Consider the following 15,247-nt stretch of genomic DNA (forward strand, 5'->3'; position numbering starts at 1 on the left):
CCTATTATTTTTTTATCCCCAAAAAAATTTAACCTACTAATGCGCGCTGGTCTATAATTTTTTACGGATACAATAATTCATCTAACAATCCGTAAGTCTACTCGCTATACTGACCAGCAATTAGTTTGCTATTAGCTCTTATTAAAACGCACTTGTTATGAAAAAGCTATCTTGTTCGGGTCGTGTTCATCCATTTTTTTTGATCATTATAATAATTTTGGTCGCAATACCGATGGGTTTCTATGGCATGTATCTCTATATTGCCCCATCTTTGCCAGAAATGACCACCTTAAAAAAAGCGCCATTATTAAAACCGTTGCAGGTTTATAGTGCCGATAATGAGCTGATTGCTGAGTATGGCGGCAAGCTTTCTGTGCCTGTCGATTATGAAAATATTCCTGAAAAATTCATTTTTGCGTTCTTGGCAGCTGAAGATTCTGCTTTTTTTGAACACAGTGGAATCAGCTTCAAAGGTTTGGGACGCGCGGTGAGCGAGGCGGTAACAGGCTCCAATGTGCAAACGGGCGGCTCGACCATTACCATGCAGGTGGCAAAAAACTATTATCTCAGTCCTGAACGCACCTTAAAGCGCAAACTTACCGAAATCTTTTTAGCACGTAAAATTGAACAAAACCTGAGCAAAGAAGAAATTTTAACCTTATATGTTAATAAAATCTTTTTGGGTAAAAATGCTTATGGTATCGCGGCAGCTGCCAAAATTTATTACAACAAAAGCCTAGAAGAACTGTCGATTGCACAAATGGCGATGATTGCAGGCTTACCTAAAGCACCTTCACGCTACAATCCTGTCGTCAATCCTGAACGTGCTTTAGAGCGTCGCAACTGGATTTTAGGACGCATGTTGCAATTAGGGTATATCAACCAAAATGAGTACCAAAAAGCGATTGCTGAAACCATTAATTTAGATATGCCAGACCGTAGCATTAGCAATAAACATCCATATATTGGTGAAATGGTACGTGCTGAACTGGTCAGTAAATTTGGCGAACAAGCGGTTGATTCGGGCTATAAAGTTTACACGACGGTAGACAGCAAACGTCAGATGTATGCTGAACAGGCGGTGCAAGAAGGTCTAGAAGCCTATGATCGTCGTCATGGATGGCGTGGTGCAGAGGCACATGACAAACCGCTGAATGAATTTCGTGCTTATGCCAATACCTACCCTGCGCAAGTTAGCAAAGTACTCAATAATTCTTTTGAAGCGTTGATGCAAGATGGAACAACGGTTACTGTACCGTGGTCAGGCATGTCTTGGGCGCGTCCCTATCGCAACGCCAATAGTGTAGGCAATGCGCCAAGTCGTGCGGCACAGATTGTAAAAGTCAAAGATATTGTCCGTTTACGTCCAAATGAAAATAAAACCGCTTGGTCATTAGTACAAGTACCAAAAGTGCAAGGTCAATTGGTCGCAATTAACCCGAATAACGGCGCCATTGAAGCATTGGTAGGTGGATATAATTTCTATCAATCCAAATTCAACCGTACTTTACAAGGTTGGCGCCAACCAGGTTCTACCATTAAACCTTTTGTGTATGCACTGGCTTTAGAGCGTGGTATGACACCATATACTATGGTCAATGACAGTCCAATCACCATTGGTAAATGGTCACCACGTAACTCCGATGGTCGTCATTTAGGCATGATTCCGTTACGACGTGCACTCTATTTATCTCGTAACACGGTTTCGGTACGTTTATTACAAGAAGTCGGTATTGAGCGTACCCGCCAACTATTCATGGATTTTGGTTTGCAGGAAGATCAAATTCCGCGTAACTACACCATTGCATTGGGTACGCCACAAGTTTTGCCTATTCAAATGGCTACGGGCTATGCCACTTTTGCGAATGGGGGTTACCGTATTCAACCGCACTTCATTAACCGTATTGAAGATGCTTATGGCAAGGTGATTTATCAAGCCAATCCTGAATATGCGTGTATTGCTTGTATTAACACCAAAGAACAAACGCTTGAAAGTGCCGAAGCCACCACGCCAGATGATGAAGTGATTGAAGTGACCAATAAAAAACTGGCTCAAGCGGAACAAGATCCAAAATTATTGGCAGAGCGTAGTCAGTACAAACAGGCACAACGTATTTTAAAATCTAGCTCGGCATATGATATGTCCAATATTTTACGTGACGTGATTCAACACGGTACAGGACGTGCTGCGCTGAGAATTGGTCGTGGTGATATTGGCGGTAAAACAGGAACCACCAACGATGCCAAAGATGCTTGGTTTGCAGGTTTCAATGCTAAACTGGTGACTGTAGCTTGGGTCGGCTTTGACCAACCAACCACTTTAGGACGTCGTGAATATGGTGGTGTCGCAGCGCTGCCAATTTGGACAGATTTTATGGGCAATGCACTCAAAGGCACACCTGAAGCCTGGGTCAGTTTAGACAGCAAAGCCAAAGCGCCACAACGTGAACTCAATCAAATGAGTGCAGAACAGCAGCTGGATTATCGTGCTTCACCGCCATTGGCACGACCATTGTATCGACCTGCACCTGTTGCGCCAGTTCGTGCGCCTGAGCTTGATTTTGACGATTTACCAGGCGAGGAAGTGTTAATTCCTGACAACGCCGCACCGCCTGCCATGCAAGCGCCAAACAACAGCCCTGCCAAACCGAATACAGCACCCAAACCTGCTCCCGATGCCTTAGAAAACTTAATTGACGAAGTCTTGTAACAACAGACAAGCAGCCATAAAAAAAGCCCTCTTACGCAAAGATGAGGGCTTTTTTTATGGGCTATTCAAACTTACTTTTTCTGAAACAGATAAATTTGATGCTGTGCTGTCACGTCAAACTGGGTTTGCTGTTCCAATGTCTGACGGCGCTCTGCTTTGGCTTTATAGACATAAGGTGTCATAGCAATTAAATGAATTAAATCGCTTTGATTGAGCTGTAATGGTGTTTCCACCACACTGGCATCAACCAAATCAAAGGCATCTTGTAATTGGGTGATAAATTTTTCAGGCTCATGTGGCTTTACCTCTTCAAACAAAGCTTGACGCATCGCCAATAAATGCTCTGGCGCAGGCGTCACCACTAATAAATAGCCTTGTGGTTTTAAGACTCGCAAAATTTCCTGTTGTGGAATTGGGCTAAACAAGCTGCTACATAAATCAATACAATGTTCCAAAACAGGCAAAGTTGCCCCTGTCCCCACTACCCAAGTCACTGCGGGATTCAGTTTTGTCGCCACTTGTACGGCATTCTTGGCAATATCCACCCCGACACATTGCAACACCTCACCTTGCATAGCAGCAGTGTAGTAGCCTTCGCCACAGCCAATATCCAGCAAATTTTCGATGCGTAAGCTGCGAATTTTTTGCACCACTGCCTGTTGCAAGGGTGCATAATGCCCTGCACTTAAAAATGCGCGACGCGCCTGTACCGAAGTAGCTGTATCCCCTGGATTTTTACTGTGCTTATGCTGCACCAGATGCAAATTGACGTAGCCTTGTTTTGCAACATCATAACTGTGATTGTTGGCACAACGCCATGTTCGATCGTGCAGTTGCAATACCTGACGACACACAGGACACATCAGCAAATTCATCATTTTCTCCAGAGTGGACCACATAAAAAAGTCGGCGAGTGCCGACTTTTAAAATTTTCGGTTGGATAGGCCTAACGTAATTTTAAGGTCATTAAACCTAAAACCACCAACATAATTGTAATAATCCAGAAGCGAATCACCACTTGAGTTTCACGCCAGCCTTTCTTTTCATAGTGGTGATGCAAAGGCGCCATTAAGAATACCCGTTTATTACGCATACGGAGTGAACCAATTTGCAGGAAGACCGAAATCGCTTCAACCACAAACACACCGCCCATAATCGCAAATACGATTTCATGACGCACCATGACGGCAATCGTACCTAGCATTGCCCCCAAAGATAGTGCACCGACATCGCCCATAAAAACTTGTGCAGGATGCGCGTTATACCACAAGAAGGCTAAGCCTGCACCAATCATTGCGGCACAGATTACCACCAACTCAGACGCATATTTCACATAAGGGATATGCAGATAATCAGCAAAACGAACATCCCCCGCCAAGTAGGCAAATACACCCAAACCTGCTGCAACCAACACGATTGGCATAATCGCCAAGCCATCTAAACCATCGGTCAGGTTGACTGCATTTGAGGCACCGTTAATGACCAAATAGGTAAAAATAATGAAGCCAATACCGAGTGGAATTAGTGACAAAGGAATACTGAAATCTTTAAAGAATGGAATCAACACATCCAACATATCTGCAGTTTGGGCAGGATTTGGCTGTTGGGTTGCAATCACATACAACGCAATACCTGCACCCAATGATGCGACCGAAGTCCAGAAGAATTTTTTACGCGCAGGCAAACCCGCATTGTCTTTGTAACGAATTTTAATCCAGTCATCTGCCCAGCCTACAGCGCCAAAAATGACCATGACCGCCAGTACAATCCAGACATAAGGGTTAGATAAATCTGCCCATAATAGAGTCGAAATACCAATGGAAAGCAGGATTAATACACCACCCATGGTTGGCGTACCCATTTTTTTGGCATGCCCTTCAGGTGCATAAGAGCTGACTGCTTGACCGTATTTTAATGCTTGCAGTTTACGAATCATCACAGGGCCTAGCACCAAACCGATGCCAAGCGCAGTCAATACACTCAGTAATGAACGTAATGTTAAATAACGAACCACTTGAAACGAACTGTGATAGCCCGCCAGCTGTTCAAATAACCATAACAGCATTTAAATTCTCTCCATCAATGCAGCCATCAACGTTTCCATATGGGTATATCGAGAACCTTTAAATAGGAAACTCATGGACTGAGGTTGATGTGTTTTTACCAGATCAATTAAAAACGGCAAGGCTTGTTCTTGAGTGACAAAAGCCTGTAATTTTTTTCCATATTGGGTACTGCGTGCACCTTCTTGGATCGCAGGTGCAAATTCACCCACCGCCACCACAAAGTTGATGCCATGAATAGACACCAAATCACGCCCCAACATATAGTGCTGTTGTGCTGCGCTATTGCCAAGTTCACCAATATCACCAATGACCATAACCCGCACACCTGTTTGCTGTGCAAGGACTTCGCCTGCAGCACGCATAGAAGTTGGATTGGCATTATAGGTGTCATCAATGAATAAATGTGCGCCTTGCTGAATAAAGTTCAAGCGACCTTTTGCGCCTTGCGCCTGCTCCAAGCCTGCGACAATATCATCTAAACTCACGCCAATTGCCAGTGCAAAAGCGGTAGCAGCCGTAGCATTTTGTACATTGTGCTCACCCGCAAATGGCAAGTGAATCTGACGCATACCTTGTGCGGTATTTAAACAAAAACGTGCCGATTGTGGCTGCAACTGAATGTTTGTCGCAAACACATCACCGCCTTCGCCAAAACTTAGACGCTGTTCTGACTGAACCGCTTGCTGAATCTGTTCGGCAAAATCATCGGCAGCAGGGATAATGGCTGTGCCTTGTGGGGCAATATGTGCATAAATTTCAGACTTAGCCCGACAAATACCCTCACGCCCACCGAATTCACCCAAATGCGCAGTACCAATATTGATAATGCCTGCCACCTGCGGCTGCACCAAGTTTGAAGTGTAATCGATTTCACCTTGATGACTGGCGCCTAATTCCATCACTGCATATTGATGGTTTGCATTCAACTCCCATAACATCATCGGCACACCCAAGTCATTATTCAGGTTGCCACGGGTAATTAAAGTCGGTGCCAAACGTGACAAAATACTACCCAGCATTTCTTTGGTGGTGGTTTTACCGCTACTACCGGTTAACGCAATCACTTTTAATTGTGGATGTTGCTGACGACGAAATGCGCCCAAGTGTCCCAAGGCTAAACGGGTATCAGGCACCACCAATTGGCAAATATCCGCATCGACAGGCTGGCTGACAATTGCCATAGAGCAGCCCTGTGTCGCCACTTGTGCCACAAAGTCATGCGCATCAAAACGCTCACCTTTTAAAGCCAAAAAGGCATCGCCTGCTTCGGCATGGCGTGAATCGGTCAAAATACGTTTAATGTCACCTTGCGGTGCTTGTCCATTGAACCAATGACCCTGTGTTGCTTGTTGGAGTTGTTCGACAGTCCAAGGTTCTAAAATTGCGGTACTGGTGGTGGAAGTGTGCATACAAATTCCTTATTGGGCAGGATAAGCAGAAGCTGAACAATGTTGTGCATCAATCGCAGATTGCACTTCAACCACATCGTCAAACCAGTGTCTTACCCCATCTATTTCTTGATAATTTTCATGGCCTTTGCCTGCAATCAAGACAATATCACCTGACTGTGCATGATTGACGGCATATTTAATCGCTTCACGACGATCATGAATTTCATGGCTCTGTGCCACCGATAAATCGACACCTGTCTGCATATCGGCAAAAATTTGCAAAGGATCTTCTGTACGCGGGTTATCTGAGGTCAAAAGCACAATATTGGCATAATCTAATGCCGCTTGGGTCATCAGTGGGCGCTTGCCACGATCTCGATCTCCACCACAGCCAAATACCGCCCAAAGCTGTGCGCTGACATGACGTTTTAGAGTTTGCAACACTTGAATTAGGGCATCTGGCGTATGCGCATAATCCACTACAAATAAACGCTCTGCATCACGCAACACTTGCATACGCCCCGGTGCACCTTTGAGTTGTGCAGTCGTGTGTATTAAATCTGGCAATGCAAAACCTGCTTGCTCTGCGGCAATTAAACTCGCCAGCAAATTTTCAACATTAAAATGTCCGAGCAACGGACTTTGCACCACATATTCTGCCGTAGCAGTTTGGAGATGAAAACGTACACCATTCAGACTGTATTCAATCTGCTGTGCTTGATAATCTGCCGTCTGCTGCGTGGAATAAGTCAAAATTTTTGGTTGTGCAGGATTCTGTTGAGCCGCTTGCAACATGATCCCTGCATATTCATCATCTAAATTGATAATAGCCACTTTTAAACTGGCAAACTGAAACAGCATCGCTTTGGCTGCAGCATACGCCTCTAAAGTACCGTGATAATCCAAATGGTCACGGCTGAGGTTGCTATATACCGCAATTTCAATATCGCAGCCATTTAAGCGCCCTTGCTCCAAACCGTGTGAACTGGCTTCAATTGCGGCAAATTTTGCGCCTTGTTGTGCATAGCTGTATAAAGCATTTTGCAGTTGCAAGGCATCTAAAGTCGTATGCGTTGAAGCTTCCAAATTAGGCAAAATTCCGTTGCCTGTGGTACCCATTACCGCACAGCGTTGAGCTTGCAACATCAACAATTCGGCAATTAAACGTGAAATGGTGGTTTTACCATTGGTACCCGTGACGGCAAGTATACGTGCCAAAGGTATAGGCTGTCGCGCTTGTAAATATTGTTTTTGCCAGTGTCCCATGCGCTGACGCACATCAGGCACCACCAAATTATTGGCAACTACCAGTTCAGTTTCCGAAATCACCGCCAAAGCCCCTTGATCTAAAGCGGCTTGTGCAAATTGTGCGGTTTTTTCAGGCTGCGACAAACTAGTAAGGGCAATAAAAATTTGCCCTGCTGTAACATGGCGGCTGTCAAGTTGAAAGCCCTGAAAGTCTTGTGTCATCCAATCTGCAACGCAAGAACTGCGATAAATATGTTGAAAGCTGATAGACATGCGTCACCTGTTATTGGATGTTTGGAGTTTCTAAAGGTTTATCTAAAGGTACGTTCATTAAACGTAAAGATTCTTGCATCACACGAGCAAATACAGGCGCTGCCACTAAACCACCATAATACTGTCCTTTTGGATTTTCTACCACGACCACCATGGCTAAACGCGGATCACTGACTGGCGCAACCCCAGCAAACAAGGCACGATATTCAGTCTGTGAATAGCCTTTGCGGTCTGCACGAAGTTTATGCGCTGTTCCCGTTTTACCTGCAACTCGATAGCCTGGAATATTGGCTTGACGTGCTGTACCACCTGGCAAAGTTACTGCTTCCATCATCAGTAGAACTTGGTCAGCAATTTTAGCATCTACAATTTGTTCGCCTTTGGGCTGTTCTTCTAATTTATATAAACTCAGCGGCATTTTTACGCCTTTATTGGCAAGCATGGCATAAGCATCTGCCAATTGCAGCACAGTGGCATTCAAACCATAACCATAAGACATGGTCGCCACTTCCGACACATTCCATTTGCTTGGCGGCAAGATTAAACCTGCGCTTTCACCTGGAAATTTCACCGCCGAACGCGCACCAAATCCTAAACGCTTATAAAAAGTCGGTAAGGTAGCATACGGTAAAGATAAAGCTATTTTCGCCACACCTACGTTAGATGATTTTTGGATAATCCCCGCCAAAGTCAGTGAGCCATAGTTGTGAGTATCACGGATGGTGTGATTGCCCACCCGCATTGAGCCACCACTTAAATTGACCACGGTATTCGGTGAATATTTGCCACTTTCCAGTGCCATTGCCACAGTGATAGGCTTCATGGTCGAACCTGGTTCAAAGGAATCCACCGCACCACGGTTACGCATGGCATCTTTATTGGACAAACTTTTTTTATCATTCGGGTTATACGACGGCCAACTGGTCATCGCTAAAATTTCACCGGTTTTAACATCTACCGCAATTGCTGTAGCTGAACGGGCATTATTTGCTACCCCTGCCGCAGTCAATTCACGATACATAATATATTGCAAACGTGAGTCGATACTCAGGGTAATATTTTCACCCGGTTCAACCTCCTTCACCACTTCGGGGTCTTTGACACGGTTACCTTTTTTATCACGTACGATTTGTTGTTCACCATCTACCCCTGCCAAGCGGGTATTAAGCTGCATTTCCAAGCCTTCAATGCCTGTGCCTTCACTGTTGGTCAAACCAATAATTTGTGCATTCGGCTGTGGCTGCGGGTAATAACGCTTATAGTTCTTTTCGGTATATACCCCTTGGAAGTTACGCTTCAGAATCAACTCTGCCTGTTGCGGTGGCACTTCTTTTTGCAAAACCAAATAACGTGAACGTGGACGCTCGTTCATTTTATTTTTAAGTTCTTGACGATCCATCCCCACCGCATCGGCAAGTTCATCTAAATTTAGGTTTTTATCTGGCAATTGGCGTTGCAATTTACGACTGGTCGGATTTTTTGCTAAATCGGCTGTAATTTCTTCAAACAGTTTTTTATTATCAAAATAATCACGTGGATCAATCACCACTTTCATTACAGGGGTACTAATTGCCAAAGGCACACCGTTGCGATCATAAATCACCCCACGCATGGCTTTGATCTTTTCTGTTCTTAAAATATTCGCATTGGCTTTATTCTGTAAAAAGTCATGGTTCACAATTTGCACATAAAACGCACGCCCCACCAGTGCCACGAACACCAGCAGTACCACAGCCCACATTAAGTAAAAACGCCACATTTCTACATGAATGGCATTTTTTCCAGTTACCGATTGCTGTTTCTTTCGGGTTTGCTTTTTGCGCGTATCTACCATGTGCAACTCGCCTTATTGTTGTGCTGAAGTTGTAGGCAAAGAAATCACTACCGTTTGCTGTGCAGGTGGTGAATACATGCGCAATTGTGTAACCGCACGAGTGCCAATTTGTGCAGTTGCACCAAAGGTCTGCTGTTCAATTAGCAAACGCCCCCATTCGGCATTTAAGTCATCTCGCTCACGCATATAAGAACTCAGCTCACGATAATCATGGCGATATTCAAACACCTGAAACACCACCATAATCGCGCTGATAAACACCAGCGCCAATAAAATAAAATAGGCAACCATTTTTTTCAGTCGCACTTGAGATTGATTTTTTTCAACGCTTTCAGTTTTCATTATTGGCCTGTTCAAGCTAATCGTTCTGCAACACGTAGCCATGCACTGCGTGAGCGTGGATTGGCTTTGACTTCTTCATCGCTGGCACGCACACGTGAGATTTTTTTCAATCGACGTGTATCTTGTTGCTGTTGTGGCAAGCCCCAACCTGAATCTTCAGGCAAGCTCGATTCTTTTTGAATAAACTGTTTAATTAAACGATCTTCCAAAGAATGGAAGCTAATTACAGCCAAACGACCTTCGGGTTTTAACACCTCAACCGCCTGTGGCAAGAAGTTTTCAATATCTTCCAACTCTTTATTAATCGCAATACGAATTGCCTGAAAAGTACGTGTTGCAGCGTGTTTATTTTTTTCCCACTTCGGATGGGCAACTTTTACAATTTCAGCCAATTGTGCGGTGGTTTCAATATAACCCGCCTGTTTAATGGCTTTGGCAATACGGCGGCTATAACGCTCTTCACCATATTGAAAAATTACATTGGCTAAGGCTTCTTCTTCAATATCCACCAACCACTCTGCTGCAGTCGGACCTTGTGAATTGTCCATTCGCATATCAAGCGGGCCATCTTTCATAAAGCTAAAACCGCGTTCTGCCTGATCTAGCTGTGGTGACGACACGCCTAAATCGGCCATCAGACCATCGACCTGAGTGACACCCAAATCATTCAACGCTTGCTGCATATCGGCAAAACTGGCATGAATAATTTGAAAGCGCGAATCTTGCTGCGCCAATTCTGCTGCCACTGCCAAAGCTTGTGGATCTTTATCAAAGGCATAGACTCGTGCTTGCGCATCCAATTTAGCTAATAATAAACGCGTATGCCCACCTCGTCCAAAGGTGGCATCAACATAAATTCCTGTATTGCGATCTGCCAACACGGCATCAACAGTTTCATGAAGTAATACAGAAATATGCGACATAAGGTTCAATCAATACAGCTAAAATGTAACTGCACATTATTACCTTGTTTTGGCAAAGCTCCAAACGTCTTTTTGTAGATAAATATTACTTTTCATAGGGAAAACCGTTTTTGACTTTTTTAAAGCACAAAAAAATCTCCGTAGAGATTTTTTTGTGCGCCAATCCAATCAAAGATTAGACAGAAATGAATATGTGCTTAACGCTTAGCATTATAAATTTGGTCAAAAATCGCACCATTCACAAAATGGGTTTTTTGTGCATTTTCCCAACCACCGAACACTTCATCAATGGTGAAAGTTTTTAATTTCGGAAATTGCGCTGCATATTTTGCAAGAACTTTTTCATTACGTGGACGGTAGAAATGCTTAGCTGCCATTTCCTGACCTAAAGGTGAATATAAATAGTTGATATAACCTGTCGCCAACCATTTATTGCCATTTTTTTCTACTGTACGGTCTACAATTGCCACCGAAGGTTCAGTCAAAATAGAAATAGATGGATAAACAATATCAAACTTGTCTTTGCCTAAGGTTTTTAAAGTTACAAGGGCTTCATTTTCCCAAGTCAACAACACATCACCAATGCCACGTTCAGCAAATGTAGTCATCGACGCACGTGCTGCCGAATCCATCACTTTTACATTGTGGTACATCTTGCCCACAAATTCTTGCGCTTTGGCCTTAGAGCCGCCCGGCTGCTTTTCTGCATAACCCCAAGCCGATAAATACACCCAACGTGGCAAACCACCTGTTTTCGGGTTAGGGGTAATAATTTGTACGCCTGGTTTGGTTAAGTCATTCCAGTCTTTAATGTTTTTCGGATTGCCTTTACGCACCATAAAGACGATGGTCGAGGTATAAGGCGCAGAGTTATGAGGAAATTCTTTTTGCCAACCTGCTTGGATTTGACCTGACTTTACAATTTCTTCAATGTCATTCGCCAATGCCAAAGTGACAACATCGCCCTTTAAGCCATCGACCACTGAACGCGCTTGCTTGCCCGAACCACCATGTGATTGTTTAAAGTTTACGTCTAAACCTGTACGTTTTTTCCAGTACCCACCAAACGACTTGTTAAATTCATCATAAAATTCGCGGGTTGCATCATACGATACATTTAAAAACTGACGATCTGCAGCCTGAGCAGTCGTTGCAGCTAAACCTGTTGCCAATAGAGCAGCAGTCAATAAAGCTTTCAATTGAGTTTTCATCACAATACACATCACTTTTAATCTGTCACTCAATATATGTAATGCTTAGGCACTGCGCAATTTGTAAAAAATACAAAAAAATCTTTAAACTCAATAAATTCAGCTTTATTTATTTGTTTTTATTCAATTTAATTTAAGATACAGCGTTTATTCAAAATTTATACCTTTTTATGAATTAGATATATGAAAAGTGAATAAAAATTTGATCCATTTTCAAACTTAATGGCAAAATAAACAACATCACATCAAACCAACCTTCTCAAATTAATTTTATTGTGACTTTTGTAAAAATCTTCACGATATCTCCACAGTTGTTTGTTACAACATGTTCTAAATCAAGGATCATTGGAAAAACCTGTATATAGTGAGTAAATAATGATACAGATTTTATTAAAAGTGTGACTTAAGTCTACTTTTGTTATGATTCTTGTGATTAAATATTAAGGTGATTAAAACAATTTATAAATTGTGAGTTCATTCATAAAGGAAAGGGGGGAATCAAGATGAAATCTAAACTCATGTTCGCAGCATTACTCAGTTTAAGTACAGTCGGTCACAGTGCCGTGATCAAGTCTGCTGAAAGTAAAACCAATTTAACTGCGGAAAAAGGCTCTTTAATTGAAAAAGCCATTACCCAACAAAAACAGGCAGACAAGCAAAAGTTTGAATCAAATAATGATTTAAAAGTGCTGACTTCTATTCATGTCGCTCCAACTCAAAATTTCTTTGCCTTACAAAATCAGCGTTTTAGCCGTTTCGTACAAGCCTTATTCCCGCAAGGCAACTCATAAGCCTGCATCAAACTCACTGCCTTTGATCCCCTTTTCAAATGCAGTTGAAACGCCCAAGTACAGAATGTTGAATTTAACATTAAGTACTTGGGCTTTTTCGTTATAATGGTTGCAATTTACATTTTGAATTAATTTTTGCTTATGACTGTTCGTACTCGTATCGCGCCTTCTCCTACTGGTTTCCCGCACGTGGGAACAGCGTATATCGCCTTGTTTAACTTATGTTTTGCCAAACAACACGGTGGTGAATTTATTCTTCGTATTGAAGATACAGACCAACTGCGTTCAACCCCTGAGTCTGAAAAAATGATTTTGGATTCATTGCGTTGGTTAGGCTTAAATTGGGCAGAAGGTCCAGATGTAGGCGGCCCGCATGCACCGTATCGCCAATCTGAACGTATGGATATTTATAAGCAATATGCTTTGCAATTGGTTGAACAAGGACATGCTTTCTATTGCTTCGCTACTAGCGAAGAACTAGATCAAATGCGTGCAGAACAGCAAGCACGTGGTGAAAGCCCGCGCTACGATGGTCGTGGTTTAAACTTGTCTGCAGATGAAGTGCAGCGTCGTTTAGCCGCAGGCGAAGCGCATGTTATTCGTATGAAAGTGCCATCCGAAGGCGTATGTAAATTTAATGACATGCTGCGCGGTGAAGTGGAAATTCCATGGGCGCAAGTCGATATGCAAATTCTACTGAAAACAGATGGTTTGCCAACTTATCATTTAGCAAACGTGGTCGATGACCATTTGATGCAAATCACCCACGTGATTCGTGGTGAAGAATGGATTCCATCGGCACCGAAACACCAATTGCTTTATCAGTATTTTGGTTGGGATATGCCTGTGTTGTGCCACATGCCACTGTTGCGCAACCCAGACAAATCAAAATTATCTAAACGTAAAAACCCGACTTCAATTAACTACTACAAAGACATTGGCGTATTACCCGAAGCGTTGCTGAACTATTTAGGTCGCATGGGCTGGTCAATGCCCGATGAAAGCGAAAAATTCACCTTGGCCGAAATGATTGAACACTTTGATATTCAACGTGTCTCATTAGGCGGCCCTATCTTTGATGTGGAAAAACTCAATTGGCTAAATGGTCAATGGATTAAAGCACTTTCACCTGCTGAACTATTAGACACCTTATTGGCTTGGAAAGCAGATCGTGCCAAATTGGAAGAGATTGCTGCCGCGATTCAACCACGTATTCATTTGCTCTCAGAAGCAGTTAATTGGTCTGCACATTACTTCAACCACTTCCCAACTTTGAGCAAGCAACAGTTTGAAAGTAAAAAACTGTCTGAAGAACAAGTGCGCCAAAGCCTGCAATTTGCAATTTGGCGTTTAGAAAGTCTATTTACTTGGAACAACGACACGGTAAGCCAAACCCTGATGGATTTAGCGAACCAAATGGAAATCAAATTGCGTGATTTCATGCCTGCATTCTTTATTGCAATTGCAGGTTCAACCGCATCTACACCTGTAATGCAAACCATGGTCACCATTGGCCCTGATCTGACCTTTGCGCGTTTACGTCATGCCTTAGAAGTGGTTGGCGGACCAAGCAAAAAAGAAGTGAAAGTCTGGGAAAAACTGAATGAAAGCATCAAATTGCCGAAAAATAATGCAATTGATCCTGCTTAATTCATTTTTTTGTTGACGTGTAAGCGCAATAGCCCTAATATTGCGCTCACACAGACTGGGGTCATAGCTCAGTTGGTAGAGCGCTACAATGGCATTGTAGAGGTCAGCGGTTCGATCCCGCTTGACTCCACCAAGTTTAATTCAGGCTTTACCTGTGTTGCCTCATCAAGTCCCTATCGTCTAGAGGCCTAGGACATCGCCCTTTCACGGCGGTAACCGGGGTTCGAATCCCCGTAGGGACGCCATATTCAAGATGAATATAAATCTATTTTTTTCATCTTATAACAAAGCTCAAGCAATGACTTGGGCTTTTTTATTGCCCTGTTTTCTGACAGACTGTTTTTGATTTGCTGTACATTTGGTTAGAATAACGATCAGATTAGAATTTTGGAGTTGTAATGCAATACCGATGCCCTAAATGCCAAAGCCCAAAAATCATGCCTGTTGCGCAGGCAGGACAAGCAACACCACGTCCTGTGGTGCCAAAAAGCTTGGTGATGCTTATTCCAGCGGTATTTGTCTTATTACTTCTTGTCTTGATCAGTATTGCCATGTGGATTTTTGGTGATGGTGCAGGTACAGCCTTACAAAGCATTACTGTAGCGGTATTTGTACTGTGTGTGATTGCAGGTTTCCTGTTCTACCGAGATTTGCCTGATTTTAAAATTTCTATGCAAGCTTTTATGCAGTCGCAAAAACAATGGAAATGCCGTGAATGTAATCATGAGTGGGAAATCTAATTTACCCTCCACCATATAATAAACATAAAAAAACCAGCCCTGAGGCTGGTTTTTTTATTTACAAAAGT

The 15,247-nt window shown here is 43.0% G+C and carries 12 protein-coding genes and 2 tRNA genes; 6 read left to right on the plus strand and 8 right to left on the minus strand.

The window, feature by feature from the left end; all coding sequences use genetic code 11:
* Nucleotides 1-157: 157 nt before the first annotated feature.
* Entirely contained in the window at nucleotides 158-2,710 is a 2,553-nt protein-coding gene (gene ponA / locus AC0T5Z_RS12310; RefSeq protein WP_435336951.1) for a penicillin-binding protein PBP1a, read from the plus strand.
* Between the two features lie 71 nt (nucleotides 2,711-2,781).
* Here ponA and AC0T5Z_RS12315 read toward each other — a convergent pair whose 3' ends face one another.
* The 8 genes from AC0T5Z_RS12315 to AC0T5Z_RS12350 all read right to left on the minus strand — a co-directional run bounded on the left by AC0T5Z_RS12315 (nucleotide 2,782) and on the right by AC0T5Z_RS12350 (nucleotide 11,998).
* Nucleotides 2,782-3,585 (minus strand): putative RNA methyltransferase, encoded by an 804-nt coding sequence (locus tag AC0T5Z_RS12315; RefSeq protein ID WP_435336979.1) that lies wholly within the window; start codon nucleotides 3,583-3,585, stop codon nucleotides 2,782-2,784.
* 71 nt (nucleotides 3,586-3,656) lie between these two features.
* Nucleotides 3,657-4,775: a phospho-N-acetylmuramoyl-pentapeptide-transferase gene (gene mraY, locus AC0T5Z_RS12320; protein WP_291340475.1), complete on the minus strand. Its 1,119-nt coding sequence runs from the start codon at nucleotides 4,773-4,775 to the stop codon at nucleotides 3,657-3,659.
* Nucleotides 4,776-6,185: a UDP-N-acetylmuramoyl-tripeptide--D-alanyl-D-alanine ligase gene (locus AC0T5Z_RS12325; protein ID WP_435336950.1), complete on the minus strand. Its 1,410-nt coding sequence runs from the start codon at nucleotides 6,183-6,185 to the stop codon at nucleotides 4,776-4,778.
* 9 nt (nucleotides 6,186-6,194) lie between these two features.
* On the minus strand, nucleotides 6,195-7,688 hold the full coding sequence (locus AC0T5Z_RS12330) for a UDP-N-acetylmuramoyl-L-alanyl-D-glutamate--2,6-diaminopimelate ligase (protein ID WP_435336949.1): 1,494 nt from the start codon (nucleotides 7,686-7,688) through the stop codon (nucleotides 6,195-6,197).
* A gap of 10 nt (nucleotides 7,689-7,698) precedes the next feature.
* A complete protein-coding gene (gene ftsI, locus AC0T5Z_RS12335) occupies nucleotides 7,699-9,522 on the minus strand; it encodes a penicillin-binding protein PBP3 (RefSeq protein WP_435336948.1) in 1,824 nt (607 codons plus the stop codon).
* A gap of 12 nt (nucleotides 9,523-9,534) precedes the next feature.
* A complete protein-coding gene (gene ftsL, locus AC0T5Z_RS12340; RefSeq protein ID WP_372238848.1) occupies nucleotides 9,535-9,864 on the minus strand; it encodes a cell division protein FtsL in 330 nt (109 codons plus the stop codon).
* 11 nt (nucleotides 9,865-9,875) lie between these two features.
* Entirely contained in the window at nucleotides 9,876-10,787 is a 912-nt protein-coding gene (gene rsmH / locus AC0T5Z_RS12345; protein WP_435336947.1) for a 16S rRNA (cytosine(1402)-N(4))-methyltransferase RsmH, read from the minus strand.
* 197 nt (nucleotides 10,788-10,984) lie between these two features.
* The gene (locus AC0T5Z_RS12350; protein ID WP_435336946.1) at nucleotides 10,985-11,998 is read right to left on the minus strand and encodes a sulfate ABC transporter substrate-binding protein; all 1,014 of its coding nucleotides are present in this window, start codon (nucleotides 11,996-11,998) and stop codon (nucleotides 10,985-10,987) included.
* A gap of 503 nt (nucleotides 11,999-12,501) precedes the next feature.
* Between AC0T5Z_RS12350 and AC0T5Z_RS12355 the strand changes: the two genes are divergently transcribed.
* From AC0T5Z_RS12355 to AC0T5Z_RS12375, 5 genes are all read left to right on the plus strand, one after another.
* The gene (locus tag AC0T5Z_RS12355) at nucleotides 12,502-12,789 is read left to right on the plus strand and encodes a hypothetical protein (protein WP_291340481.1); all 288 of its coding nucleotides are present in this window, start codon (nucleotides 12,502-12,504) and stop codon (nucleotides 12,787-12,789) included.
* 141 nt (nucleotides 12,790-12,930) lie between these two features.
* Nucleotides 12,931-14,439, plus strand: coding sequence for a glutamate--tRNA ligase (gene gltX, locus AC0T5Z_RS12360; protein WP_435336945.1), 1,509 nt, complete (start codon nucleotides 12,931-12,933; stop codon nucleotides 14,437-14,439).
* Nucleotides 14,440-14,496: 57 nt separating this feature from the next.
* Nucleotides 14,497-14,572 (plus strand) — tRNA-Ala (locus tag AC0T5Z_RS12365).
* A 36-nt stretch (nucleotides 14,573-14,608) separates the two neighbouring features.
* Nucleotides 14,609-14,684 (plus strand) — tRNA-Glu (locus AC0T5Z_RS12370).
* A gap of 153 nt (nucleotides 14,685-14,837) precedes the next feature.
* On the plus strand, nucleotides 14,838-15,179 hold the full coding sequence (locus tag AC0T5Z_RS12375; protein WP_291340483.1) for a hypothetical protein: 342 nt from the start codon (nucleotides 14,838-14,840) through the stop codon (nucleotides 15,177-15,179).
* Nucleotides 15,180-15,247: the final 68 nt, after the last annotated feature.

This window comes from Acinetobacter pengchengensis (assembly GCF_982235305.1).